General features: G+C 41.8%; 24 protein-coding genes. 19 read left to right on the forward strand and 5 right to left on the reverse strand.

Annotation, left to right across the window (positions count from 1 at the left end; genetic code table 11):
* Nucleotides 1–35: 35 nt before the first annotated feature.
* The 3 genes from tsaB to PPIS_RS24395 form a co-directional block, all read right to left on the reverse strand.
* Nucleotides 36–722, reverse strand: a complete 687-nt coding sequence (gene tsaB, locus PPIS_RS24385) for a tRNA (adenosine(37)-N6)-threonylcarbamoyltransferase complex dimerization subunit type 1 TsaB (RefSeq protein WP_010377161.1) — start codon at nucleotides 720–722, stop codon at nucleotides 36–38.
* The gene (locus PPIS_RS24390; RefSeq protein WP_026345620.1) at nucleotides 712–2,634 is read right to left on the reverse strand and encodes a DNA repair helicase YoaA; all 1,923 of its coding nucleotides are present in this window, start codon (nucleotides 2,632–2,634) and stop codon (nucleotides 712–714) included. The genes tsaB and PPIS_RS24390 overlap by 11 nt, the downstream gene beginning before the upstream one ends.
* Nucleotides 2,635–2,883: 249 nt before the next feature.
* Nucleotides 2,884–3,228, reverse strand: coding sequence for a hypothetical protein (locus PPIS_RS24395; protein WP_010377157.1), 345 nt, complete (start codon nucleotides 3,226–3,228; stop codon nucleotides 2,884–2,886).
* Nucleotides 3,229–3,507: 279 nt separating this feature from the next.
* Between PPIS_RS24395 and PPIS_RS24400 the strand changes: the two genes are divergently transcribed.
* On the forward strand, nucleotides 3,508–4,512 hold the full coding sequence (locus PPIS_RS24400) for a tetratricopeptide repeat protein (protein ID WP_010377155.1): 1,005 nt from the start codon (nucleotides 3,508–3,510) through the stop codon (nucleotides 4,510–4,512).
* A 92-nt stretch (nucleotides 4,513–4,604) separates the two neighbouring features.
* Here the strand turns inward: PPIS_RS24400 and PPIS_RS24405 are convergent, their stop codons facing one another.
* Nucleotides 4,605–4,850, reverse strand: a complete 246-nt coding sequence (locus PPIS_RS24405; RefSeq protein WP_010377153.1) for a hypothetical protein — start codon at nucleotides 4,848–4,850, stop codon at nucleotides 4,605–4,607.
* 336 nt (nucleotides 4,851–5,186) lie between these two features.
* Between PPIS_RS24405 and hisG the strand changes: the two genes are divergently transcribed.
* The 12 genes from hisG to PPIS_RS24465 all read left to right on the forward strand — a co-directional run bounded on the left by hisG (nucleotide 5,187) and on the right by PPIS_RS24465 (nucleotide 15,727).
* Nucleotides 5,187–6,086, forward strand: a complete 900-nt coding sequence (gene hisG / locus PPIS_RS24410) for an ATP phosphoribosyltransferase (protein WP_010377151.1) — start codon at nucleotides 5,187–5,189, stop codon at nucleotides 6,084–6,086.
* A gap of 4 nt (nucleotides 6,087–6,090) precedes the next feature.
* Nucleotides 6,091–7,386, forward strand: a complete 1,296-nt coding sequence (gene hisD / locus PPIS_RS24415) for a histidinol dehydrogenase (RefSeq protein WP_010377150.1) — start codon at nucleotides 6,091–6,093, stop codon at nucleotides 7,384–7,386.
* Nucleotides 7,379–8,446 (forward strand): histidinol-phosphate transaminase, encoded by a 1,068-nt coding sequence (hisC, locus tag PPIS_RS24420; RefSeq protein WP_010377148.1) that lies wholly within the window; start codon nucleotides 7,379–7,381, stop codon nucleotides 8,444–8,446. The genes hisD and hisC overlap by 8 nt, the downstream gene beginning before the upstream one ends.
* Entirely contained in the window at nucleotides 8,443–9,504 is a 1,062-nt protein-coding gene (gene hisB, locus PPIS_RS24425; protein WP_010377146.1) for a bifunctional histidinol-phosphatase/imidazoleglycerol-phosphate dehydratase HisB, read from the forward strand. The genes hisC and hisB overlap by 4 nt, the downstream gene beginning before the upstream one ends.
* The gene (gene hisH / locus PPIS_RS24430; RefSeq protein WP_010377144.1) at nucleotides 9,501–10,091 is read left to right on the forward strand and encodes an imidazole glycerol phosphate synthase subunit HisH; all 591 of its coding nucleotides are present in this window, start codon (nucleotides 9,501–9,503) and stop codon (nucleotides 10,089–10,091) included. The genes hisB and hisH overlap by 4 nt, the downstream gene beginning before the upstream one ends.
* Nucleotides 10,092–10,102: 11 nt before the next feature.
* Nucleotides 10,103–10,837, forward strand: a complete 735-nt coding sequence (locus tag PPIS_RS24435) for a 1-(5-phosphoribosyl)-5-[(5-phosphoribosylamino)methylideneamino] imidazole-4-carboxamide isomerase (RefSeq protein WP_010377143.1) — start codon at nucleotides 10,103–10,105, stop codon at nucleotides 10,835–10,837.
* A complete protein-coding gene (gene hisF / locus PPIS_RS24440) occupies nucleotides 10,819–11,592 on the forward strand; it encodes an imidazole glycerol phosphate synthase subunit HisF (RefSeq protein ID WP_010377140.1) in 774 nt (257 codons plus the stop codon). The genes PPIS_RS24435 and hisF overlap by 19 nt, the downstream gene beginning before the upstream one ends.
* Nucleotides 11,589–12,200 (forward strand): bifunctional phosphoribosyl-AMP cyclohydrolase/phosphoribosyl-ATP diphosphatase HisIE, encoded by a 612-nt coding sequence (hisIE, locus tag PPIS_RS24445; RefSeq protein WP_010377136.1) that lies wholly within the window; start codon nucleotides 11,589–11,591, stop codon nucleotides 12,198–12,200. Before hisF ends, hisIE begins: the two co-directional genes overlap by 4 nt.
* 219 nt (nucleotides 12,201–12,419) lie before the next feature.
* The gene (locus tag PPIS_RS24450; protein ID WP_010377134.1) at nucleotides 12,420–12,920 is read left to right on the forward strand and encodes a hypothetical protein; all 501 of its coding nucleotides are present in this window, start codon (nucleotides 12,420–12,422) and stop codon (nucleotides 12,918–12,920) included.
* Nucleotides 12,921–13,314: 394 nt separating this feature from the next.
* Complete coding sequence (locus tag PPIS_RS24455; RefSeq protein WP_010377133.1) at nucleotides 13,315–14,106, forward strand: dermatopontin-like protein; 792 nt, start codon at nucleotides 13,315–13,317, stop codon at nucleotides 14,104–14,106.
* A gap of 115 nt (nucleotides 14,107–14,221) precedes the next feature.
* Complete coding sequence (locus tag PPIS_RS24460) at nucleotides 14,222–14,983, forward strand: glycosyltransferase family 25 protein (RefSeq protein WP_010377131.1); 762 nt, start codon at nucleotides 14,222–14,224, stop codon at nucleotides 14,981–14,983.
* Nucleotides 14,984–15,178: 195 nt separating this feature from the next.
* Complete coding sequence (locus tag PPIS_RS24465) at nucleotides 15,179–15,727, forward strand: YkvA family protein (protein ID WP_010377130.1); 549 nt, start codon at nucleotides 15,179–15,181, stop codon at nucleotides 15,725–15,727.
* A 92-nt stretch (nucleotides 15,728–15,819) separates the two neighbouring features.
* On the opposite strand, the gene PPIS_RS24470 is transcribed toward PPIS_RS24465, so the two are convergent.
* Complete coding sequence (locus PPIS_RS24470; protein WP_010377127.1) at nucleotides 15,820–17,598, reverse strand: M61 family metallopeptidase; 1,779 nt, start codon at nucleotides 17,596–17,598, stop codon at nucleotides 15,820–15,822.
* A gap of 178 nt (nucleotides 17,599–17,776) precedes the next feature.
* Between PPIS_RS24470 and PPIS_RS24475 the strand changes: the two genes are divergently transcribed.
* The 6 genes from PPIS_RS24475 to PPIS_RS24500 all read left to right on the forward strand — a co-directional run bounded on the left by PPIS_RS24475 (nucleotide 17,777) and on the right by PPIS_RS24500 (nucleotide 25,118).
* Nucleotides 17,777–19,309 carry a GGDEF domain-containing protein gene (locus tag PPIS_RS24475; protein WP_010377125.1) on the forward strand — a complete coding sequence of 511 codons (1,533 nt, stop codon included), beginning with the start codon at nucleotides 17,777–17,779 and terminating at the stop codon, nucleotides 19,307–19,309.
* Between the two features lie 103 nt (nucleotides 19,310–19,412).
* On the forward strand, nucleotides 19,413–20,756 hold the full coding sequence (gene ppnN / locus PPIS_RS24480) for a nucleotide 5'-monophosphate nucleosidase PpnN (protein ID WP_010377123.1): 1,344 nt from the start codon (nucleotides 19,413–19,415) through the stop codon (nucleotides 20,754–20,756).
* 5 nt (nucleotides 20,757–20,761) lie between these two features.
* Nucleotides 20,762–21,532, forward strand: a complete 771-nt coding sequence (xni, locus tag PPIS_RS24485; protein ID WP_010377121.1) for a flap endonuclease Xni — start codon at nucleotides 20,762–20,764, stop codon at nucleotides 21,530–21,532.
* 139 nt (nucleotides 21,533–21,671) lie between these two features.
* Entirely contained in the window at nucleotides 21,672–22,055 is a 384-nt protein-coding gene (locus PPIS_RS24490; RefSeq protein WP_010377120.1) for a DUF3192 domain-containing protein, read from the forward strand.
* Between the two features lie 167 nt (nucleotides 22,056–22,222).
* On the forward strand, nucleotides 22,223–23,914 hold the full coding sequence (locus PPIS_RS24495) for a hypothetical protein (protein ID WP_010377118.1): 1,692 nt from the start codon (nucleotides 22,223–22,225) through the stop codon (nucleotides 23,912–23,914).
* A 196-nt stretch (nucleotides 23,915–24,110) separates the two neighbouring features.
* On the forward strand, nucleotides 24,111–25,118 hold the full coding sequence (locus tag PPIS_RS24500) for an isocitrate dehydrogenase (protein WP_010377116.1): 1,008 nt from the start codon (nucleotides 24,111–24,113) through the stop codon (nucleotides 25,116–25,118).
* The last annotated feature ends 28 nt before the right edge of the window (nucleotides 25,119–25,146 follow it).

Consider the following 25,146-nt stretch of genomic DNA (forward strand, 5'->3'; position numbering starts at 1 on the left):
CAATAAATACGATATGCTTGTATAAAAATACGCCTTTATTCTCGACCTGGCAACTTTTTCCACGTCACAGTATCCCTCACATATTGTGGCTGGGCGTCAGCAGCATCCACAGATAAGCCTTGTGTGAAACTATCGTCAGCTATAAACAGCATGTAATAAGCATCAGGTAACGTGATATTGTCAATGATTTCGCATTCAAGCTGTGTGGCAAGCTCTGAGAATGCTTGCCATCCTGTACCAACACCAGCCGCACCACTTGATGTAAAGTCGATATTTTCAGGTTTAATAACTGTTTCTTCGGTGCTTGGTTGAATAACACCACTAGTTTCGCCGTTGTATTGGCATAAGTAGATCTCACCCATACGTGCATCTATTGCCGACACTACACTGGACTTGGCTGCTTCCATGTATGCCTGTTGCGCCATAGCCTGCAAAGTTGAAACACCAACCAACTTAAGACCTGAAGAATATGCTAAGCCTTGAGCAACCGCTGTACTTATTCTCACACCAGTAAAGCTGCCAGGACCACGTCCAAATACAATGCCATCAAGCTCACGAAGGCTGATATCGGCTTCGCGTAAAATACGTTCAACTAAGGGAAGTATCTTTTGGCTATGCTGCTGTGGGCAAACCTCGAAGTGGCGAATAAACTTGCCTTCATAGTGCAATGCAATACTGAGTGCTTCGGTGGAGGCGTCTATGGCCAACAGGTTATTTTTCATTTTTATCAATATTCTCTAAAAATCGAATTGCCTTGTTTAAGTCTCTCGTGCGAGACATATCAGGCAAACTACTTAAAAACGTCTGGCCGTATTTTCTCGTAACTAAGCGATTATCGCAAATAATCAGTACACCTTTATCGTTAGCATCACGAATTAATCGCCCAACCCCCTGTTTCAACGCTATAACAGCTTGGGGGAGTTGTATTGCATCAAAGGGTTCTAATCCACGCATTTCAGCGTCTCGCATGCGCGCTTGCAATAAAGGGTCATCTGGTGAAGCAAATGGTAGCTTATCAATGACAACACAACTCAAAGTGTCACCTCTCACATCCACGCCCTCCCAAAAGGAGGCTGTACCAAGTAGTACGGCGTTACCGTGACGAATAAATTGCTCTAAAATTATCCGTTTCGATGCTTGACCCTGCATAAAAATAGGATATTGCAGTGCCGTATTCAGTCCTTCGTACACTAAATGCATCGCGCGATAACTGGTAAATAGTAAAAATGTACGCCCTTTTGCAGCTTCAATCACCTGTTTTGCAAGCTTTACCAGCGCATGTGGCATTAAGTCGTCACGGGTTTCCGGCAGATAGCGTGGCAGGCATAGTAAGGCTTGCTGCTTATAATTAAATGGACTATCAACAATAAATTGTGAGGTCGGTTTAAGCCCTAAGCTACGACTAAAATGCTCTAGGGAATTATCAACGGATAAGGTGGCGGAGGTAAATACAAAGCTTGCCTCAGTGGTTTTGACAATTTGTGCAAACTTACTTGATACATCAAGCGGCGTGATATGAATAGATAAAAAGCGTCTTGTGGTTTCGAACCAGTAACTAAATCCAGTTTGACTGGTATCAAAGGCACGTTCAAACTGATTTTTAAAGGTCATAACCTTTTCAAATGGGTGTTCTATTTTTTCGCTTCTATCCAGACAAAGCTTGAGCACTTTATAGAGAAAGTCTAAGTTAGCTATCACTCGATGCATGGCATCGCAAATCGGTTTATTCGACAGCGCCTCACGCCAATCACCACGGGCACCATCGCCACCAAATACCAAACGCAAATCGGCGACGCTGGTTTCCAATTTATTGAGTGTTTTGCCAAGTTGCAACATATCTGGAATATCAGAACGGTAGATCACTCTTAAATCGTTAATAAGCGCTTGTAAAGCTTTAGTGCTGATAGTCTCACCAAAGTAGTCACTGGCTATTTCTGGTAATTGATGTGCCTCATCGAAAATATAGCTATCCGCGGTTGGCATTAGCTCCGCAAAGCCTAAATCTTTTACGGCCATATCGGCAAAAAATAAATGATGATTGATCACCACAACATCGGCATCGACTGCCTTTAATCTTGCCTTTCGGATATAGCAGTCTTCGTAGTCTGGGCACTCTTTTCCTAAACAGTTATCTGCAGTTGAGGTAACGTAGGGTAATACCTTTGCGTCTTCTTCGATACCCACACAGTCAGCTAAGTCTCCACTGTGTGTTTCAGAAGCGAACTTTGCAACCATGGCAAGTTGGTGCATAACATCTGGGTCGTCGGTTGGCACATGGCTTAAATGCTGTGATAAACGGTAAGGGCAAAGGTAATTGGCTCTCCCCTTTAGCAAAGTGACTTTTTTACCACTGTTAAGCACCTTTTTTAGGGTCGGTACGTCGCGATGGAATAATTGCTCTTGCAAGGCCTTAGAGCCGGTTGAGACGATGACTTTACCTTTAGACTGAAAGGCAGGAATGAGATAGGCAAACGTTTTCCCCGTCCCTGTTCCTGCTTCGGCGATGCATTGTCCACCATTTTGTATGGTTTCTTCTACCGCAATAGCCATATCAATTTGAGGCTGTCTTGGTTGATAGCCCGGGAAATGCTGGGCTAAAGGCCCCGTAGAAGAGAAAGTCGTAGATACAGCCAAAGTAATGTAGTTTACAAACAGACAGGTCGCGAAATTGTATGTGGCTAAGCAGCAAATCGCAACCGCTGTTTGGCAATAACTGAGTGTTGATACCAATTGAATTAATTCTCTAATCAATTTGAAGGGTGAAATAGCATATTAGCTTCGTTAAAAACTTCTCATTTAGAACACTAAATAGCAAAATTTTTGCCTAGCTACTAAAGCTATTTCCCTGCTTCAAAATAGATCATTTACTTAATACAACTGGTATTACCTATTAAGTTGTCGTTTAACCTTAATCATGCCTATCCCACAAATAGTGAGATACACGAGATATAAAGCGATGCGGTTAAGCCAAGTGGGCTCTGGAGAAGGCATGATAACACGCAAGTAATCGTTCAAAACCAGCATACCGACACCGACAATGATGGCTGTCAATTGAAAGTGGCGGTGATTGGCTGAAGAAATGGTAAACAAGGAAACTAAGAGCAGTGCAAGGCTTAAGTAAAATGCTAAAACAGCCATGCTACCGGGCACAACACTGGGAGCTAACGCTAGCGCAGACAGACCTACAACGAACCAACCTATGAGATTTTTTACTGACTTATACGACATGTTATTTCTCCTTAAATAAATGGTCGTTAATTTATGCAACTTTGTTTGAATTACTGAATACAAACAGAACTATCAAATGTGTCGGTATCGAAACAGAACATGGCGAGTGTATCGATAATGGCACGCAAAATACAGCAAGAGTAAAGCGATAACAGTCTACATCATATTGATTGTATGAATAAAAATATAGAAAGTAAAAGCTGGTATCAAAACTGCAAATTAAGCTTACGTTAGAAAACATACAATAGTGATAACGGACACACTAAAAAAGGACACAACATGTTTATTAAATCGCTTATCTATACCTCTTGCGCGGTTATTATTTTGTATAGTGCTTTAACATATGCACAGCAACCCAATTCTCAAATAACAATGCTTGAGTCTGCTTTTTATCATCGTCAGTATCAGCAAGTCACTAAAATCCTTAACACGCTAAAAGATAAAGAGCTTGATGCTGAAATAATGGCCGTGTCAGTTGCGGTTGCGCAAAATGATGATAATAAAGAAGCACTGTTAAACACCTTGATTAAGCGTCATATAGACAATGCAAAGGTGCATTTTACTGCTGGTAATTTATGGTATCAAATAAAGCAACAGTCAAACCTTTTTAATAAACTTAGCTTAGTTGAAAAGTCTAACAAGCACTTTATAAAAGCTGCAGAATTGGCGCCAAATAATCCTGAGTACTTAGTATCTGCAGCGAAAGCATTAGCTATAGAAAGTGGCTTTTGGGATTCTGAAAAAAAAGCATCAAAAGCGATAGTTGATAGACTAAAAGCAATGGATGACCGTTACTATAACTTGGCTTTTATGGATTACTTACAAAACACACAAAATGAAGAGTTAGCCCTAAAAACGGTAGCTTATGTGGGTCAACATTATGCGCAAGATATCGTTTTGATCCATCGAGCTGCTAACTTATTGTGGACTTTTTCAGCGAAAGACGCAGCGCAGCGTTTATTCACTAACGGGTGCCTGATTGAGCATATTGCACTAAGCCAACTACCAACGTGGAGAGATGTTTGTGTTTCATCGGCTTATTTAGCGCTTCAGCAACACGGTGATAAGCCTAGGGCTGTTGATGCTATGGAACGCTTATTGGGAAAAGAGCGAGTACAGGATGAGCTGCATATGGAGTATTTAATGCTTCAGGCTGAGTTATACCGTGTACTGAAACAAAACGAAAAGGCTAGAAGTACGTACCTTCAGGCATTGAATCTTACCAAAATGCGTTCAACTGAGCGAGATATTCACCGGGCTCTCGCTGGACTAGACGATACATAAGCTAGGTTCGAAAAAGCGGGTGGGATATGTTGGGGAATAGATACACTCAGGTATTGAGAAATGTTCAATAGGTTATTTTGTGCAAAATAAATCTACGCCCATGTATCTAGATTCTCACCCTTATGTTCTTCGTGAGATTTTTCCTCCTCATCTTCTTCATCTTCGCCTTCTTTAATTTTTTCATGCTCAGCAGCTTGGCGTTTAAGTTCAATCTCGGTTTTTAGATCTTTCTTAACTTTTTCAATCTTATAGTGCTGCACACCAGCTACATGAAATGCAGACTTATGAGTTACATCTAGCCGTACGATTGGGCCTAAAAAAGGTTTAAAAGCATCCATCTGCTCCCCCACTAACCTACTGTTGGTTTTACTTATTATCGACTGTTATAAGCTATTCTTTAATTTGCGTAAAAAAATGATTGCCAAGTAGAACAAAATTATGTTTATCTATAAATGAACTTTTTGAATAACATATTAATTACAAAGGTAACATCATGCTAATGACACTGACAGCAAAACATCATCACCATCATCATACGGGATAGCCTGTCAGTTATTTCGCTGGTGGGTTATTCCTGAAAGGAACCTCCGGCGAGATGTAAACTAGAGTTAATATTTATTTCGCCCCGAGGTTCCGCCTCGGGGTTTTTCGTTTAAAGAATTAGGAAATAAATAATGAGCAATAGCAACCGTTTAAGAATCGCAATCCAAAAATCAGGCCGTCTTTCAAAGGATTGCCAAGCCCTACTCAAACAACTTGGTGTAAAACTAAACCTACGTGAACAACGTTTAATCGCCCACTCTACCAACATGCCTATTGATGTACTTAGAGTACGTGATGACGATATCCCTGGCCTTGTAATGGACGGCGTTTGTGATTTAGGCATTGTAGGTGAAAACGTGTTAGAAGAAGCTCAAGCTGAGCGTATTCGCAACGAGCAGTTTGCTGAGGTCACTAAGCTTTCAAAACTGGACTTTGGTTTTTGCCGCTTAGCGCTGGCGTGGCCACAAGAGATAGGTCAACAGGAGAAAGCGTGGTTTAATGGCAAACGCATCGCAACCACCTACCCAGAGATTTTAAAGCAATATCTAAAACGTGAGAACATCGATGCCAGCGTGGTCATGTTAACAGGCTCGGTAGAAGTAGCACCTCGAGCAGGCCTTGCTGACGCCATTTGTGACTTAGTATCAACCGGTGCAACGCTTGAGGCTAATGGCCTGATGCAAGGCGATACCATCTTAGAATCTAATGCTTGCCTCATTCAAAATGCAGCATTGACTGACCAAAGTAAGCTTGCGCTGATCGATAAGCTAATGCCACGCCTTAAAGGGGTGAAACAGGCAAAAGAAAGCAAGTACATCATGATGCATGCACCAAAGAATAAGTTAGATGAAGTATGTGCATTACTTCCTGGCACAGGCCAGCCAACTTTACTTGCACTTGCTGGCAGCGATGAATATGTAGCACTTCACATGGTCAGCTCTGAAACCCTATTTTGGGAGACGATGGAAGAGTTAAAAGCGCTTGGTGCTAACTCAATTCTCGTCATGCCAATTGAAAAGATGATGGAGTAATAGCATGTTTGATTGGCAGCAAGCCACCAGCGAGCAACGCAGCGAATGCTTGAGCCGTCCTGCGGTCAAAGTGGGTGATAAGGTAAAAGCAACTGTTGAAAAGATAATTGATAACGTCGCTCACAACGGCGACAACGCATTACTTGCTTATGCCGAGCAGTTTGACGCCCGTGTTAGCCCAAGAATACGGGTAACGGGATCAGAGCTTATTGAAAGCGAATTTGCATTAACACCTGAACTTAAAAGTGCTATTGACCAAGCGTATGGCAACATTAAGAGGTTTCACCAGTTGCAGTTACCACAAAGCAAGAAAATTGAGAGTCAGCCAGGCGTGACCTGCGAGCTCAGATATCAAGCGATAGAAGCCGTAGGTTTATATGTGCCAGGTGGTAGTGCGCCACTGCCTTCTTCTGTATTGATGCAAGGCGTGTGTGCGCAACTAAGTGGTGCAAAAACAATCGTGTTGGCGACGCCGGTCAAAGGTGATTGCCAAATACATCCTGCGATTTTGTATGCGGCTAAATTGTGTGGCGTTACCGATGTGATTGAATGTGGTGGTGCAGGTGCAATTGCTGCCATGGCGCTAGGTACTAACAGCGTACCAAAAGTGAACAAAATTTTTGGTCCAGGCAATAGTTTTGTCACAATGGCAAAACAGCTGCTTTCTCAGTCAGTGCCGGGACTTGCGATTGATATGCCAGCTGGCCCTTCAGAGGTGTTAGTGATTGCAGATAAGGGCGCTAACCCAGAATTTATCGCCGCCGATCTACTTTCTCAGGCGGAGCATGGGGAAGACTCGCAAGTAATATTATTAGCGTCCGACAGTCAACTAATCGAAGAAACTGAAGCTGCAATCGAGCGTCAACTAAGCAAGCTTAGTCGCGTTGATATTGCCAGAGCTGCGCTTAAAAATAGCACGCTGATTTTAGTTGAGAGCATAGAGCAAGCATTTGAGATCTCAGCAGAGTATGGGCCAGAGCACCTTATCTTACAGATAAGGGATGCAGAGCGTTTCCTGCCGCTAGTAAAAAACGCAGGCTCAGTGTTTGTTGGTGACTATACGCCAGAATCAGCAGGTGACTATGCGTCTGGCACCAACCATGTATTGCCAACCTATGGTTATTCAAAAACCTACTCAAGTTTAAACCTAATGGATTTTTATAAGGCTTACACAGTACAAACCATCACAAAAGAAGGCCTGCGTGGTTTGCGCTCTGCCATTTTACCTTTGGCACAAGCTGAGGGACTAGATGCACATGCGAACGCCGTCAAAGTGAGGTTGGAGAATAATAATGACTAATATTGCGCTACCAAATAACATTGAAAAGCTTAAGGCCTACAGTTCTGCGAAAAGTGCAAAGCTAACAGGTACTACGTGGCTCAATGCCAATGAAAGTCCATACGCTCGTGTGCTTGAAATGCGCTTTGATAACTTAAACCGTTATCCGGATCCGCAGCCACAAACGGTAATTGATGCCTATGCAGGCTACGCAAAGGTCGAGCAAACAAATGTATTGATGACACGTGGTGCCGATGAAGGCATTGAGTTATTAGTACGCACATATTGTGAACCGGCTAAAGATAGTATTGCAATCTTTACCCCTACTTATGGTATGTACAAAGTTACGGCAGACACCCACAACATCGCTATTAATGAATTAAGCCAAGATCAGCTTGCCAATGACGATGTGGATACACTAACCGCTGCAATTGGCGACGCTAAACTTGTCTTCGTTTGTAATCCAAATAACCCAACCGGTGCAATGCAACCTGCCAGCAAAGTCGCTGCACTTGCTGATAAGCTTAAAGGCCGTGCAATCGTGGTCGTTGATGAAGCGTATATTGAGTTCTGTGAAGAAAAAACCTGCGTTGAGCTTATCAAAGAGTTCTCAAATGTTGTTGTGCTACGCACACTATCTAAAGCGTTTGCACTGGCAGGACTTCGCGTTGGCTTTATGCTAGCGAGTGAAGCGCTATTGGCACCAGTGAGAAAAGTGATTGCGCCCTACCCTGTTTCTACAGTTGTGGCACAAATAGCAGCAACAGCGTTAACGTCAGATGCGATAACGCAGATGCGTCGGCAAGTCTCTATTTTGAACCTAGCAAAAAAGAAGCTTATACAATGGCTACAAGACAGCGAGTTCGTAAGCGCAATATTATGCGGCGAAGGCAACTTTGTTACTTTACAGCTAACCGACAAACAGTTTGTGGAGCAAGCGATGCGTCAAGGGTTAATCATGCGGCCATTTGTGCTGTTTGGCGAGGACAACTGGTTGCGGATCTCTATCGGCAACGAGCAGGAATTAAAACAAGTAGAAAACTGGCTGAAACAATGCCAAGTCACTGAGGAAGTATCATGAGCGCCCCCTATTTATTCATCGACCGCGATGGCACTATTATTGAAGAGCCAATAACCGATAAACAAGTGGATAGTCTAGAGAAATTGGCACTATTACCCAATGTGATCCCAGCGCTATTACAACTGCAATCATTTGGTTACAAGCTAGTGATGGTATCTAATCAAGATGGCCTCGGCACAGATAGCTTCCCTCAAGCTGATTTTGATGCGCCTCAAGATAAAATGATGCAAATCCTAACAAGCCAAGGGATCCGTTTTGAGGAAGTTCTGATCTGTCCTCACTTTGACGAAGACAACTGCCAATGTCGCAAACCTAAAACAGGATTACTCACTGAACTGATGCGCTCTGGTAAAGTGAACCTTAGCAAATCATTTGTTATTGGCGATAGGCAAACCGATATTCAGCTTGCAGAAAACCTCTGCATTGAAGGTATTCTCTACGAAGATAACTGGCCCGCCATTGTGACGCAGTTAACCACCTTAAATCGCAGTGCACACATTGCCAGAAATACCAAAGAAACACAGATTTCGGTAGCGATAAATTTGGATCAACAAGCCAATGGGCAGATTTCAACAGGGCTTGGTTTTTTCGACCATATGCTAGATCAGATCAGAACTCACGCTAACCTTGGTTTGAATATACAGGCGAAAGGTGACTTACATATAGACGAGCACCACCTTGTAGAAGACATAGGGATTGCCCTTGGTCAGGCTTTTAAGACCGCGCTTGGCACAAAATCACAAATCGCACGTTATGGATTTGCGTTGCCTATGGATGAATGTAAAGCAGAATGTCAGTTGGATTTATCTGGACGCGCGTCTTTTGTACTTAATGCTGACTTTACACGAGATAAAGTAGGCGACTTAGATGTACAAATGGTTGAGCATTTCTTTAAATCCTTTGCAGATAATGCGGCTGTGAGTTTAATTTTGAGCGTGAGCGAAGGTAATGCCCACCATCAAGTTGAGGGCTTATTCAAAGCATTTTCTCGTGCTATTCGCATGGCAATTGCAACGGATGCGTCACAGCAAATGGCAAGTTCAAAGGGGTGTTTATGATTGCAATTATTAATACTGGTTGTGCCAATATTAACTCAGTGCGTTTTGCATTTGAGCGCCTTGGTGTCACACCTGAAGTGATCACGGCACCTGAGAAATTAGCCCGCTTTGAACGAGCAATTTTACCTGGCGTCGGCCACGCCAATGTAGCAATGAAGCGGTTAAATGAGCAAGGCTGGGCACAGGCAATAGCTGACTATCAACGGCCTTTGATGGGTATTTGCTTAGGGATGCAGCTACTTTGTGAATCGACAGAAGAAGGTGATATTCCGTGCTTAGGTCGCATTCCTGGTAAGGTTGAGTTGTTAGAGACTAACGAGCTAACTGCACCGCATATGGGCTGGAATAACCTATGTGTGGTGAAGCCTCATGCGCTCACTACAGGGCTCAGTGAACAAGACCAAGTGTACTTTGTACACAGTTTTGCGCATACCATCAATCAATCGACATTGGTTTCGGGTGAGTACGGTCAAGCATTTTCTGCAATTGTTGCAAACGACAATTATGCCGGCATGCAATTTCATCCAGAGCGCAGCAGCAAGGTTGGCGCGCAGCTTTTACAAAACTTTATTAATTGGCAGCTATAAAAGGACGAACAATGATTATTCCCGCTTTAGATGTATTAGAGAACAATATTGTTCGTTTGTATCAAGGCAAGTATGAAACCGCACAATTTTACCCATTTGATTTAGCCGAGCGTTTACTTGAATACCAAAACGCAGGCGCAGCTAAGCTACATTTGGTGGATTTAGAAGGCGCTCGTGATCCGAGCAAAAAGCAATGGCGCACTATCCAAGCGGCGACTAAGGCTTTATCTGTTCCCTTTCAGGTAGGCGGTGGTATTCGCAGTATTGACGACGTAAAGCAATGGTTAGATGCCGGAGCCGCCCAAGTGGTGATAGGCTCGATGGCGGTCGATAAACAGCAAGAAGTTGCTGCATGGATTAAAGCATGTGGCGCCGATAAATTTGTGATAGCACTTGATGTTAACAAAACCGAAAGTGGCTGGTCTCCTGCAACTCACGGCTGGCTAAATGATGCGAAAAGCGATCTATTCGAGCTATTAGATTTTTATGTTGAGCAAGGTGTAAGCGATTTTTTATGTACGGATATCAGTAAGGATGGCACGATGACAGGTCCATCGTTTACATTATACGAAGACATCACTAAACATAACGGTGCAATTAAAGTACAAGCATCAGGGGGGGTGAGCTCGCTTGACGATATTGCACGGCTTACAAAGCAACAAGTAGGTGGAGTGATACTTGGCAAGTCGCTACTTGAAGGTGTATTTAGCGTTGAGGAGGCTTTAGCATGTTATCAAAACGCATAATTCCTTGTTTAGACGTAAAAGACGGTCAGGTCGTCAAAGGTGTTAAATTTCAAGGCCATGAAGTCGTCGGTGATATTCTTGATCTCGCCCAGCGTTATAGCGAGGCAGGTGCTGATGAACTGGTGTTTTATGAGATCAGTGCTAGCGTCGAAAAGCGTTTGCTCGATGTCAATTGGGTAGCTGAAATTGCCAGACATATCGATATACCATTTTGTGTAGCTGGTGGGATTAAATCGGTGGCTGATGCGGCTCGAGTGCTTGAGCAAGGCGCGGATAAGATCTCCATTAACAGCCCTGCCATTGCAAGGCCTGAACTCATTAAAGAGTTACATGACGAATTTGGCAAGCAATGTGTGGTTGTGGGCGTAGACAGCTTTTATGATAAGCAAACTCAAGAATATTTAGTATACCAGTTAACTGGCGATCCGAATGCGGCAAGTCGTACTCGATACAAAACGCAAGAATGGGTCAAACGAGTTCAAGATCTTGGCGCTGGAGAGATTGTACTTAATTGTATGAATCAAGATGGCGTGCGTAATGGCTATGACATAGCGCAGCTCAGCGCGATTAGAGCGCTGTGTAAAGTGCCACTTATCGCCTCTGGCGGCGCAGGCAGTATGCAAGACTTTGTTGATGTATTTAAACAAACTAATGTAGATGGTGCTTTGGCTGCAAGTGTGTTCCATAAAGGTGTAATTGACATTCCAAAGCTCAAGCAGTTCTTAATAAATAATGATGTGGCGGCACGACAATGATAATTAATAAACAAAACATAGCAGAAGTAGATTTTGATAAATCAGCACTCATTCCCGCTATCGTACAAGACGTATTAACCGGGGTAGTGTTGATGCAAGGCTTTATGAACAGAGAAGCCCTTGAAGTGACGCTAGAAAAGCAGCTCGTCACTTTTTATTCGCGTTCAAAATCGCGTCTTTGGACCAAAGGTGAAACCTCAAACAATGTTTTAACCTTGGTGGAAGTACATACCGATTGTGATAAAGACAGCTTACTGATTTATGCAAAGTCGCAAGGTCCAACTTGCCACCTCGGTAGCGAAAGCTGCTTTGCGGAAAGCATGCCAGAGCTTGCATTTTTAGGAAAGCTTGAGCGAGTGATTGCCCAGAGGAAAAATGCATCTCCTGAAAGCAGCTATACTGCCTCTTTATTTGCTAAAGACTTAAGTCGTAGTTGTCAAAAGGTCGGAGAAGAAGGGGTTGAAGTGGCGCTGGCGGCGATGAAAAACGACAACGAAGAGTTGCTCAATGAGTCCGCAGACTTACTGTATCATCTTATTGTCCTACTACAGAGACAAGGGCTTACGCTCAGTGATGTGGTCAATACGCTCAAAGATAGGCATAAGTAATTTGCGCTTTGGGTAAGTAACCATTTCACCTACTTTTTCGTTGGCTTGTTTCAGGCATTGTGCAGTAACAAGCCAACCTACCACAATCGAAATAAATCTGTAATTAGATCAACTCCCGTTCATATAAATAAGGTAAACTTCTCATAGTCTTACAACTATGCAGTGGCAAAATATTAGTCTAACTTTAATGGTGCGATTGCGAACAGTATGGAACGATTTATGAAAACAAGATTACTTGGTCTATTGCTGGCAGGGTTAACTGCTGCCGGATGTTCAACATTGAGCCCTGAACAACAGGAAAAGTTGGATGATATGTCGGGATGTGAAAAGCTAAATACGCTTCTAAATGCTTCTGCAAATGGGTTTTCTGCGCTTAAAGGCGCTGAAGTCGGTGCAAAGTTAATGAACTCTTGGCAGGCTAAGGCACACCTAGTTGGCAACAAGTGCCAAATTATTGAAAGTACCGCTGGTAAAACAAAATACACTTGTTCAGAGCAGTTTAGAGAGTACGAAAACGCAGTAAAAATCCATAACTATGCGCAGAGTCTAGCAAAGCAATGTTTAGATCACTCTTGGGTTGGTGATAGCCAAAAGAGTGGCCAGCTAATGCGTACGAACATTATGTCACCTAGCTCTACTAGCAAAATTGCAATTGAACTAGGCAAAGGCCTCGACAAAGTCACGCCATGGATCGTTACGTTTAATGTGACTGAAAAATAAGACGTAAAATACGGAGAAGCGTTGTGCTTCTCCTACCCTATCCCATCCTAACATTTCTCCTTTGCAATCCCCTTCACATTGTCTGTTTGAGCGTTAATAAATTTTTAATTGTTGCTTTACTCGGTTCTAATGTCGCTTCGCGTGGCGTCTTTTATATGAAAATAGTGAATAGTAATTGTGGTGTAACGCGATATTAATTTAGAAAAAATAAGTAGTATATATTTTGAGCGGTGTTGAGATCTGCAACAGTCTATATTTAATTGATGCTGATTATGCATCTCTTTGGTTTTTGTGTGTTAATAAAAAGCTTGTTTATTAAAAAAAAGTAGCATTTAATTCAGCTGCTATTTCTGTTGTTAGCGCTAAATTAACTACTATTTTTAAAGGAATTAAGATGAACACATTGATAAAGTTGTCGGCTCTATCCCTCTCTGTTGCTATGTTTTGCATCCCTGCTTCGGCTAATGAACAAGCTAAGCCATTTGAGTATACAGTAAATGGCAGTGTATATGAGATCCCCGCTTCTCAAGCTAAGAATTTAGATGAGATAATTGCGCTAATAGAAACTAATAACGATGTTTCAGGTTATGACGTTACTGAGACTAAGTTAGCAAAAACTGAGCGCACAGAAATTGCCAGTGATTTTTCAACGCTAGCTGGTGGTAACTTACGCGTTTATAGTGAACTCAATACGGGGTATTTAAATGATTTTGACCAAGCATTTACTTACACTTGTCCAAGTAATATGTTTATTAAATCAATTTCAAGCTACCACCAAGATAAACAAGAAGACAGACGCTTTAGCTTAGTCTGTGCAAAATTTACAACGGATAGCGGTAGTCGCATTTATCGTAAAACGACAAAGTGGAGCGGTTACGTAAATTCATATGATCAAGCGTTTAACTTTGTTTGTCCTAATGGCCAATTCTTTGTCGGAATGTCAAGTCGCCACGATAATGGCACAGAAGACCGTTTGTTTAACTTTAATTGCGCATCTATGGCAACCTCGAGCACAGGCGCTGCACTATTCGCTGAATCATGTATTACAACACAATACACAGGCTACGACCAACCTTGGACATTAGGTGGTAATGGTGCAATCATCGGCATGTCAAGTCGCCATGATAACAGAACGGAAGACCGTCAGACTGCAGTGAGTTATTGCTCAGCTGCGAGTGACTGGTAATACTTTCCTATAGAGTAGGGTTGATACCCTACTCTATGTCAGAATTTCGTCATTTCACTGTCATATAAAAGTCGCACACTCAAAATGTAATTAGTTAGCGGATTTAAGACTCATTGTGACCAAACCGAATATTTTTCTCATCAATTTAGATTCTTGTACTGATAGACTCAAGGAGTCTACTTTCCAGTTTGATAAGTTCTCACTACCCTTTGAAAGAATAAGTGCTATAAAAGGTGCAGAGCTGAGCCCAGACGTTTTAGATACGAGCTATTGTAAGTTAAAAAACACTAAGCAATACTTCCGGCCTTTAACGTTAGGTGAGATAGGCTGTTATTTAAGTCATATAAAAGTACTGAGCAAAATTGTTGAGTTAGAACTGCCCTACGCTTTTATTTTTGAAGATGATTTCCAACTACACGACGACTTAGCACAGATTGACCAACTGATCGCTTCATTGCCATTTGATTGGGATATGATCAAGCTATTTCAATCTCAGAAGAACAAACGTACTCCGATTGCAAGCTTCCCGCTAAATAAATCGTTATCGCTATTTATGCAAAATAAGGTACCTGCCGGAACCGTTGCCCAGCTTGTAAGTCTTAAAGGAGCAAAGAAAATATTATCCAAATCAATTCCTTTTGGCAGACCGATTGATATTGATTATCAACATTTTTGGGAAAAAGATCTAAGTGTATTCGTAATGAGTCCTTGTCCTGTTAGCCATGGTGAAAAGTTTGCGAGTACCATAGATAGAGCAACAAGTGTTACAGGAGCAAAGCGGTATTTTTGGCGTAAGCAGTTGCTACAGATAAATAAGTTTATAAAAAACAAGTTTTATCGCGGGCTGGTTCTCAAACGCTATCAGCAACACTTCTAGTTATATGGTGCGAAAGCCGCTGTACGCCTTTTGAGCAATGGGTTTTATACTTGTACGTAATAGAGAAAAATTCGTGTTAAAAGTGTAATTTATGGGAAGACTTCTGAAAAAGATGTGCTAGTATCTAAGATTATTGCAATAAGTTTAACTTTTTGCTTAAACCATTAATAATAACAACGTTGAGGGAGCACAGACGTGTCTATAGAAATCAACTTTGAACTCTCTGATTCAGATCTTGAACACTTCCGTGGAATGATGAAAGCTGCTATTGAGAAAAATGGCGATGTAAGTGATGCCGAAATCATTGCTAAAGCGCGTGATTTAGTGGCAACGATGGAAAAATCCAACCTTCCTGAATTTGTAAGCACTCGTCTAATTTCGTTACAAACGCTAATTGACGCAGTGTTAGATGAAGAATGGCAAATGCCAGAAGATGAAAAGCGCGAGATCATGGCGTCTCTTGCTTACTTCAGTGAGCCAGAAGACATCGTTCCAGATCATATTCCAGTATTAGGCTATGTCGATGATGCGATTATGATTGAACTTGTGTTACAAGAACTGTCGCTAGATTTAAAAGCATACCGTGAATTCTGTGGTTTTAGAGCTACTGAAGAAGCAAGACGTGGTGATAACGCTAAGGTCGATCGCGAAAGCTGGCTTGCAGGTACACGTTCTCAGATCCGCTCTTCTATGCGTAGAAGTCGTTCTAAAAACCGTTCACGCTTCTTCTCTCGCATTATGTAAGTTAAGTAGCCCTAAGTTAAGCTGATTGAGATTAAGCTTAGGACTGTGGACTAAAAAAGGGCTGATAATCATCAGCCCTTTTTGATTGCGTATTATTTTATTTCATTTGGGTGAGAAACCCCCATCCATGCTCTATAAAGTAGCGCTTGCTTGCTTGATGGATTAGGCATGAATGTTATCTTTTTAGGCTTATCATGTTCGCGGTTAAGCTTGATTTTTGTATTCATCAACTTATCTCGACGGATAAAGTCTACCGCGATTGTTTGACCTGGCTCGAAGTTTTCTAAGCTCGCTTTTAAATCTTTACGAACATGGTGCTTATCAAATGCAACGATAAGATCGCCTGCCGTTAACCCTGCTTGCCATGCATTTCCATCTCGAGCTACATGGGTCAACTCCAGTAATTCCCCCTTTTGTCTTGCCATACCATCTATGCCCGCAATCACTTTTGCCGACTCTGGATAATCATAAACAAGCCCCACTTCGTCGAATAACTTGTCAAAATCTATGTTCGCCGGTGTCTCAACATGTTTATTCCACCAAGTACTGTAGTCTTTACCGGTAAGCGCTTTTAGGATGTTTTTAACATCTTCACTGGTAAAGCTATTTGGCAGTTTATGCTGTTGGTAAAGCGCTTTATGAACGTCACGGTAGCTAATTTTTCCGTTTGACTTTTCGAGTAAGTCGATGTCAAGTGCCATGGACACCAACGCACCTTCTGAATAGATATTGGTACTGTAATTTATGCCATGATCGCCACCTTGATTGATCCATTTATCAAAGCTCGTTGCTGCTACCGACTGAACATGACGACCAGGAGTTTTCAAATGACGATTAACACGCTTAGTCAGCATTTTAAGATATTCGTCATTGGTGCTGATCCCTGCACTTAGCAGCAAATAATCCTCAAAGTAGCTGGTTGAGCCTTCTGCTAGCCACAACAAATCAGTGTAATTTGGTGCCACGTAATCATAAGGAACCATGCCCGCTGGGCGATAGTTCTTAACATTCCACGTGTGGATGAATTCATGTGCTGCTGTAGAGATAAAACCAATGTAATCATCTCTTTCTTTAAAACTGTCTCTATGTCTTTGAATAATTGTCGAGTTTAAGTGTTCTGTTGCCCCTCGTGCACCACTGGTTGCATGCACCATAAAAACATACCGATCATAAGGATAATCGTGCCAAATGAGGGTGCCGGTTTGAACAAGTTTTTTAAGATCAGCGAGCATTTGGTCAACGTCATAGTTGCCCTCACCCCAAATAACTAATTCATATTTGCGGCCATCTACTTCAAATTTATGCAGTTGATTAATACCAGTTTCAATAGGGGAATCTAACAATATGTCATAGTTATCGGCTTTGAAGCGGTGTTTTGAATCGGCAAAGTCCATACCAGAGACTGAGCGCCAGTCTTTAGGTACATTGAGTTCAACAGAAACAGGCTCAGATCTGAAAGATTCACTAAACATCAAAAAGCCAGATGCATCGATAAACGCATGGGTGTCATCGATGTGTCTGGCTCGAAGACCTAACTCATTGGCATAAACCTGATATTTAACCGTTAATTCTGTAGGTTCGCTTAGGTGCACGCGCCATGTGTTTTTATCAATTTTTTCCCATTTTTGTTCTTGCCCGCTTTGAGATTGTGCATCAAAAAAGCGTACACCGTTGGCTAAATTCAATATTTCGTAGCGGCCTGTACGCCAATCTGGAAATTGCACATCAATGCTTGATTGTGAGGATTTAGGAAACTTAACTTCTACTTCTGCAAGGTGATGCTGTGGTTGTGTAATTGAAATACGGTAGTCGACGTCAGCATAAACACTAAATGTTGCTGCACATGCTAAGGCTATAAGACTTTTCTTCATTATTTTTGTATTGGTAATTCGAGATAAAATCAATTTACCAAATCAGCGACTTACACGCTAAGTAATATCGATGAGTAAACAGCAAACTCCGATACTTTACCTCGTTAAATTTCTGCGCATAACAGCTTAATTTGTTGTAGACTTAGTAACTAAGAGATTATTTTATGATTGGAAATCTGTGACTGATAATGCCGTGATGCTTGAGCAAAAATTAAAACAAGCCATAGAGGCTAGAAAAACGCTTGAGGATGCAAGAAAACAACAAGTAGAACTCCTTACTCAGTTTGCTGCAAAGTTATCCTTAGCCTGCAAAGGGCAAGATGTTTCACTTGATAATCAGTTAGCTAAGTTTCGCCTTGCACTTAATAAAGGCGTCGATTTTGAGCTGCTTGTGCCTTTTATTTACGGAATTTCCGAGCCGCTAAAGTCACAAGAAGTGACCAATTCAAATAATCAAAAAGCGTTGCAAACAGCAATTCAGCAAAGCGGAAAGTTACTGCAGAAGCTCAAGGGATTACCAGATGAGTCGCGCAGAAAGTTGCGTCACTTATTGGATGTGGAACTTGAAGATATCAACTCTACTAATGCCTATATCCCCGCGTTGGAGTCTTTGGTTTCTATCTACCATACGGTTCTACAATCAAAAGTAGAAATTACTGAAGAAACATATAATACTCACCACCCTGAATTAGCTGCTGAGCTTCAAGCTTTGATCAACGAGTTAATTTTCGAAGATGAAGTTATAGAAAAGGTCAAAGGTATACGTGCAAGCGTTGCTGAAAACAACAGTTTAGATAATTTATATTCAGCAGCGACAGAAATCATTAAAATTATTGCGCAAACGATTGCCAAAGAACGCCAATCTGCACAAGGTTTTTTGGTTTCACTGAATCAAACACTGGAAGAGCTACATCGCTCTATTGTTGAAACAACGGCGCGTTCAAAATCAACATCTAAAGAATTACAGTCGTTAAACAATAAAATAGAATCAAAAATTCAAAACTTAAATCAGCAAACCCAAAACGCCAGCTCTATAACAGAGCTTAAAGCCTTGGTCGACAATGAGTTGAAACTACTGAGTGCTGATTTGATAGAGCGTGAAAAGCTTGAAAAAAATGAGCGAGAGGCGCTGCTAGACTCGTTTGATGCAATTAATAATCGTATTAACACCTTAGAGTCTAAAGTTTCAAATTATAAAAAGCGACTCAGCGAACAAAAGTTCAAAAGCCTATTGGATAGCTTAACTAAGTTACCAAATAGAGCGGCTTTTGATGAGCGTCTAACTCATGAAATGCACCTATTTGAGATAAACGATTCAGATGTGACGCTGGTTGTTATCGACGTCGATCACTTTAAATCTATCAACGACCGTTACGGACATAGTGCGGGCGACAAAACCTTGCAAGTGATCGCACGAGCCCTTAAAAAGTCTATTAGGAAAAGCGATTTTATCGCACGCTACGGCGGCGAGGAATTTGTCTTACTAATGCCGGGCATGCCGCTCACTCATGCGCAAAAACCGCTTGAAAAAGTAAGGCAAGTCATTAAATCTATACCATTCAAATTTAAAGAAAAAGAAGTTGAAATTACGATTTCTCTCGGCGCTACTCAGTTTGTCAAAGGGGATACTGCCCTGAGCGCCTTTGACAGAGCTGATGCAGCGCTTTATGAAGCGAAAAATAGCGGGCGAGATAGATTGTGTTTTAAGTAAATAAAGTTAACTCGGGTAAAGGCTGAGTGGCGAGGCATTATACTCGCCCCCGCTTTGCTTGGTTATACCAATTCGCTGCGCATTACAAACAAGGAGTAAGCCTATGCAAGTAGAGCTAAACCCAACTGGGGTTCTTAACCTATTATCAAGATTGGAAGTCGATTTACTTCAGCAGTCAACCACAAGTGAGAGATATAGGCTTTTTAGAAATTGTGCATTGGCGGTGTTGAATGTAGGTAGTCATACAGATTCCAGCTCTGAAATCTACGATAAATACGAAAATTTCGATATCCAGCTACTCGCACGCGAGCGAGGAATAAAAATTGCGTTAAGCAACCCCCCAGAATCAGCTTTTGTCGACGGTCAAATAATTACCGGTATCCATGAACACATATTCTCCGTGATCCGCGACATACTTTTTATTTGTCAAAAATACCACGGTGAAAATAAATCGCCGGTAGAGATTACCCATATGGTTTTTGACATGCTGCGTAACGCTGATGCGCTTGAAGTGAATAAAGACCCTAACATGATTGTCTGTTGGGGCGGTCATTCAATCAATGAAGTTGAATACAAATACACCAAGGAAGTGGGTTATCAACTTGGCCTTCGCGGCCTAAACATTTGTACTGGTTGTGGACCGGGCGCAATGAAAGGCCCGATGAAAGGAGCAACAATTGGTCATGCTAAGCAACGGATCTCGAATAACCGTTATTTAGGTCTTACTGAACCCAGTATTATAGCCGCTGAGCCGCCTAACCCCATTGTTAATGAATTAGTGATTTTGCCTGATATTGAAAAACGTCTAGAAGCGTTTATACGCATTGCGCATGGCATCATTATTTTCCCTGGTGGTGCTGGAACAGCTGAAGAGCTGCTTTATTTACTGGGTATTTTGTTACATCCAGAAAACGAAAAGCAATGTTTACCTGTGATCTTAACAGGCCCTAAAGAGTCGGCTGCATATTTTGAAGAACTCAGTGCCTTTGTTGAAAAAACACTCGGGAAAGAAGCGCTGTCTAAGTTTGAGATTATCGTAGACAATCCAGAGCTGGTAGCCAAAAAGCTCAAACAATCTATGGCAACGGTGCGCGAGTATCGTAAGTCTGAAGGTGATGCCTATTACTTTAATTGGACATTAAAGATTGAAAACGATTTTCAACATCCATTTGCACCAACGCATGAAAATATGTCGGGCTTAGACTTACACCTAGAGCAGCCAAAACAATTACTGGCCGCTAACTTAAGACGTGCTTTTTCTGGTATTGTTGCCGGTAACGTGAAGGATGAAGGTATTACAGCAATTAAACAGCATGGTCCGTATGAATTAAGTGGCGATAAATCCTTGATGGCCGATATGGATAAGCTGCTAGGTGCATTTGTAACTCAGGGGCGAATGAAGCTACCTGGGAGCAAATATATACCGTGTTATAAAATTAAAGCTTAGAGTGAATGAATAATTTGTTGTTAATAGATGCGCTTAACCTTATCAGGCGCATCTATGCTGTTAACGAACCAAAAGGTAATAAAGAACAAGAGGCCCATATAAAGGCCTCTTGTCTTCGTGTAGAGCAAGCTACTCGTAGCTTGTTACGTAAAACGGGGGCGACACACGCCGTCGCGGTCTTTGATGGTGATAAGAGTTGGCGTTATCACTTTTACCCAAAATATAAAATAAGCCGTCAACCAATGCCCGAATTCCTAAATCAGAACCTCGATAAGTTTTCAGAAGCGTTCGCAAGTGTAGGTATTAAATCATTTAATCCCGAACATGATGAAGCTGACGATGTGATAGCGACGCTTGCTTGTAAAGCCGCTGCCGCCAATGTCAACTGCACGATAGTATCGACCGATAAAGGCTTCTTACCCCTGATAAATGAAGCTATCTCTGTGTACGACTATTTCAAAAAGTCGATAATTTCTATTGAAGATATCAAAAGTCGATTTTCTGTGACCCAAAATAAGCTCGAAATGTTTTGGGCACTAAGTGGCGACAAGACGAACGATATTCCTGGTGTTACAGGGGTTGGGGTCAAGACGGCGCAAGAGCTGCTGGCAAAACATGACGACTTTGAAAGTATGCTAAAAGATGAGACCGTAAAGCCTGCTGCAAAAGCAAAATTAGAGGCCGGAGCAAGCGACTATGTTACCAGCCTTGCACTGGTGACACTAAGAAGAGATATTGAAATTGGCTTTAGTTTGAAGGATATACGAGTGGTTTGAAAGGACTTTTGATTGGCAATGTACTACATCGTCGCTAAGCGCTAGGCGAATGTAGATGACTTTGATATATTGCATACAAGCGTATCTCCGTTTTTGCAGATACAAGGTCCGTTTTACCCATTCTTTATTGAGCAGTTAGATGATTAGGAAAATACTACAGTACATATTTCTTGGCCTTGCGGTTTACGTTACTGTGGTGTTTCTCGTGATCAATTATTACAAAGATGACCCGCAAGCGATGATTTGGCAGGACCGAGAAGCGTTTAACAATCGTTTCATTCGTAATCTTAGCCTTGAAAAGCCGACTGAGTTAGACACTGTGTTGGATACCTTGGGTAGCCCAGATCTAACGTATGTAAAGAAGAAACAAGACAATACGATTGTACAAATTGTGTTTTATCGCACTCAGCTTGTAAAACCAGATGGTATTACAACGGAAGATGAATGCACCGGACTATTGTTTGAAAATGGCATATTAAAGCTTTGGGGACCTGGCGCTCGGGTCACATTTGATAAAGTGTGATACCAATTAGATTAATTTTCCAACCAATTTGAAGGGTAAAATACCATATTAGCTTCGTTAACAACGCCTCTTTTAGAACAACTAAATAGCAATGTTTTTGCCTTGCTAAGAAAGCTATTTTACCGTTTTAAAATAGACCGTTTACTTAATAAAATTGGTAAAGATAGATGGATACAAGGATAGTTACGAGTAAAACGCTGTTCGCGATAGCCCAAGGTACACATAAAGTATTACGGCTTTATTATCACAAAGAAAAGTGGTCTTCTATCTACCCTACCCTAGTTAAACTTGCACAGCTTTATATGGACTGTTATGAGTCCTCGCCTAGTAGCATGCATGGGCAGCTTGGACTGTATTCACAAAACTTGGGTTACAACACTAATCTGGTCATGAATCAAAATGTGTTGGTCTGTATGGCTTGTCATCACTTAAAGTTTTCTCGTGCAGTAACCGAAGAGCTATTGCTTGCGAGCTTTGCGGACTATTTATGCGTAGCGAGAGAAAGCGATCAACTCGCAGCAGGTAAAAAGTTAGACGCACAGCAAGATAAGCTTTGGAAAGTTCGACATCAGTTGGCCGTACAAATACTGAGTGATGGACAAACACCTAACTTGCAATGTTTGCGAATTTTATCTCGCCTTTCAAACTACGATAGCAAGCTCGTGGCTTCTACCCCTCAGCGCTTTAATGACCATGCTTCTTTAATTGTTGCAATTGCTCACCGATTAGCAAGCTTAATAACGCCAACACACAAACAAAATTGCATAGCTCTAGACAGAGCGATTAAGCTTCTTTATAGCAAACTCAGTTATGCTTTTGCATCAAAAGTACTGAGTGCAATTGCAGGGGCATTTGTTAAACATCCTGCGGGATTGCTGTGTGAGATTAAAGGCGAAGAGGGCTTTTTGGTGATACAAAGCAATAGTGAAAAAATAATCGCTGTTGTGGAACAAGGGCAAACCAAAAAGCTGGCGAAGGCCAACCGTAAGTTCCAGTTTCACTGTGGTTTAACTGCAACGACAGATGCGAAGCTACTTTACAATATTTGGGACCGAGCTGCTGAGCCTGCGGTAATGCCTTTCGGCTCTGAACATTTACACCTACTAGAAACAGTAAAAGCCTTATCTCACAGTCAATTTCAAAGTATTCGTGCACTTGAAAAGCTGATTTGCGAGTTCGATTCGGTGTCAAGTGCATTGCAGATAGCAGCAAAGCAGTATAACCGCGAAAATCTAAAAGCCGCATCGGTTAGGCACTCTCTCGCCATGGTAGGACTTGATGCTGCTGGGTTACTGGCGCAGCGCGTGTTGCTTGAGCAAATCATAGCAAACCATAAGCTTCCTTTCACAGAAGATATCGTGCATAAATATGGCGTGATTAGTCAAATCATCGCCTTATATGTTGGTGAAAGTTATGGTGAACAATTTGAGCGTTTATTGTCGCCATTTGCAGCGGTTATTGTATTTTTAGTGACTAAACAAGGGGTAGAGATCCAACATGCCACGGCACTCCATTCTCGTGAGTATTCAGAAGAACTAGTATCAATTGCTAACCTATTTGGGATCCGCGCGATTGCAAAAGATAAATACCTAGACTTTAATCAGCAGTACTTTGAAAAAAGCATTCTTCATAAGGCAATGCTAGATAGTGAAACGTTAAAAAAATCTCAGACCAATACGCAGTGTAAACTGTTCATTTTTATTAAACTGATTGCACTTAAAGTGATATCCCCCACTTTTGTGTTAACTGCGTGGCAAAAACAATTGGTCGATGACGTATTAGCTGAAAGTCGTTTTGTTACCGCGCAAAAGTTTGATGTAGCGCTACTAGAGGCCGGATTTTACTCATCTATTGCCTGATATTTATTCTATAAATACTATCAATAACAAGCATAAATCATATGTATGTCATTTTTTCATTCCATACTGGAATAAGACCTAATTAATTGCTATAAAACGCGGCTTAAACAAGCGAACGTACACCTTTGTTAATTTCTACTAAACTTAGTTTGCAATTCTTCTCGGGTGTATTCCAACTTTTGATAAAGGAAAAAACATGGCACAGCAAACCATCACAGTTATCCGTGGCGACGGCATTGGCCCTAGCATCATCGATTCAGCAATCGAGATCTTAAAAGCCGTAGGTTGCGACTATGAATACGAGTACGTAGACGCAGGTTTGGCTGCTTTAGAAAAAACAGGTGAATTACTTCCAGCAGCAACGCTAGAAGCAATTGAGCGTAACAAAATCACGCTAAAGGGCCCACTAACTACACCTGTTGGCGAAGGTTTCACTTCAATCAACGTGACATTGCGTAAGCATTTTGGCCTTTACGCAAACGTTCGTCCAGTTAAGTCATTTGAAGGTACTAAAGCACGTTACGATGACATTGATATCATTACAGTACGTGAAAACACGCAAGGTATGTACTCAGGTCTTGGTCAAGTTGTTTCTGAAGATGGCAACGAAGCGGAAGCAATGTCAAAGATCACTCGTGAAGGTGCTGAAAAGATCGTAACTTTCGCTTATGAGTTAGCACAGCGTGAAGGTCGTAAGAAAGTAACTGCGGTTCACAAAGCGAACATCCTAAAATCAACTTCAGGTCTATTCCTTAAAGTTGCTCGTGAGGTGGGTGAGCGTTACCCTGAAATTGAATCAGCAGAAATGATCGTTGATGCTACTTGTATGAAACTAGTAATGACACCTGAAGAGTTTGATGTGATCGTAACAACAAACCTATTCGGTGACATCCTTTCTGATCTTTGTGCGGGTCTTGTTGGTGGTCTTGGTATGGCACCAGGTGCAAACATTGGTACTGACGCTGCAATCTTTGAAGCGGTTCACGGTAGCGCTCCAGATATCGCAGGCAAAAACCTTGCAAACCCAACTTCAGTTATTCTAGCTTCAATTCAAATGCTTGAGTACTTAGGCGAAGCTGATAAAGCGGAAAAAATCCGCAGTGCAGTAGCTGACGTTATCAAGAGCGGCGACCGTACAACACGCGATCTTGGTGGTAGCCACGGCACTACCGATTTCACACAGGCGGTAATTGAGCGTCTTTAATTATTAACGCTCAATTTAATCCTTGGGT

The organism is Pseudoalteromonas piscicida, from assembly GCF_000238315.3.
Lineage (GTDB): Bacteria > Pseudomonadota > Gammaproteobacteria > Enterobacterales > Alteromonadaceae > Pseudoalteromonas > Pseudoalteromonas piscicida.

What these genes read in the sequence shown, in the direction of transcription:
- ppnN (WP_010377123.1), top strand. Translation starts at nt 19,413, where the DNA reads ATGCAAGTAGAGCTAAACCCAACTGGGGTTCTTAACCTATTATCAAGA.
- hisC (WP_010377148.1), top strand. Translation starts at nt 7,379, where the DNA reads ATGACTAATATTGCGCTACCAAATAACATTGAAAAGCTTAAGGCCTAC.
- hisB (WP_010377146.1), top strand. Translation starts at nt 8,443, where the DNA reads ATGAGCGCCCCCTATTTATTCATCGACCGCGATGGCACTATTATTGAA.
- PPIS_RS24455 (WP_010377133.1), top strand. Translation starts at nt 13,315, where the DNA reads ATGAACACATTGATAAAGTTGTCGGCTCTATCCCTCTCTGTTGCTATG.
- tsaB (WP_010377161.1), bottom strand. Translation starts at nt 722, where the DNA reads ATGAAAAATAACCTGTTGGCCATAGACGCCTCCACCGAAGCACTCAGT.
- xni (WP_010377121.1), top strand. Translation starts at nt 20,762, where the DNA reads ATGAATAATTTGTTGTTAATAGATGCGCTTAACCTTATCAGGCGCATC.
- PPIS_RS24495 (WP_010377118.1), top strand. Translation starts at nt 22,223, where the DNA reads ATGGATACAAGGATAGTTACGAGTAAAACGCTGTTCGCGATAGCCCAA.
- PPIS_RS24490 (WP_010377120.1), top strand. Translation starts at nt 21,672, where the DNA reads ATGATTAGGAAAATACTACAGTACATATTTCTTGGCCTTGCGGTTTAC.
- hisF (WP_010377140.1), top strand. Translation starts at nt 10,819, where the DNA reads ATGTTATCAAAACGCATAATTCCTTGTTTAGACGTAAAAGACGGTCAG.
- PPIS_RS24405 (WP_010377153.1), bottom strand. Translation starts at nt 4,850, where the DNA reads ATGGATGCTTTTAAACCTTTTTTAGGCCCAATCGTACGGCTAGATGTA.
- PPIS_RS24395 (WP_010377157.1), bottom strand. Translation starts at nt 3,228, where the DNA reads ATGTCGTATAAGTCAGTAAAAAATCTCATAGGTTGGTTCGTTGTAGGT.
- PPIS_RS24500 (WP_010377116.1), top strand. Translation starts at nt 24,111, where the DNA reads ATGGCACAGCAAACCATCACAGTTATCCGTGGCGACGGCATTGGCCCT.
- hisD (WP_010377150.1), top strand. Translation starts at nt 6,091, where the DNA reads ATGTTTGATTGGCAGCAAGCCACCAGCGAGCAACGCAGCGAATGCTTG.
- hisG (WP_010377151.1), top strand. Translation starts at nt 5,187, where the DNA reads ATGAGCAATAGCAACCGTTTAAGAATCGCAATCCAAAAATCAGGCCGT.
- PPIS_RS24470 (WP_010377127.1), bottom strand. Translation starts at nt 17,598, where the DNA reads ATGAAGAAAAGTCTTATAGCCTTAGCATGTGCAGCAACATTTAGTGTT.
- hisIE (WP_010377136.1), top strand. Translation starts at nt 11,589, where the DNA reads ATGATAATTAATAAACAAAACATAGCAGAAGTAGATTTTGATAAATCA.
- PPIS_RS24400 (WP_010377155.1), top strand. Translation starts at nt 3,508, where the DNA reads ATGTTTATTAAATCGCTTATCTATACCTCTTGCGCGGTTATTATTTTG.
- PPIS_RS24450 (WP_010377134.1), top strand. Translation starts at nt 12,420, where the DNA reads ATGAAAACAAGATTACTTGGTCTATTGCTGGCAGGGTTAACTGCTGCC.
- PPIS_RS24435 (WP_010377143.1), top strand. Translation starts at nt 10,103, where the DNA reads ATGATTATTCCCGCTTTAGATGTATTAGAGAACAATATTGTTCGTTTG.
- hisH (WP_010377144.1), top strand. Translation starts at nt 9,501, where the DNA reads ATGATTGCAATTATTAATACTGGTTGTGCCAATATTAACTCAGTGCGT.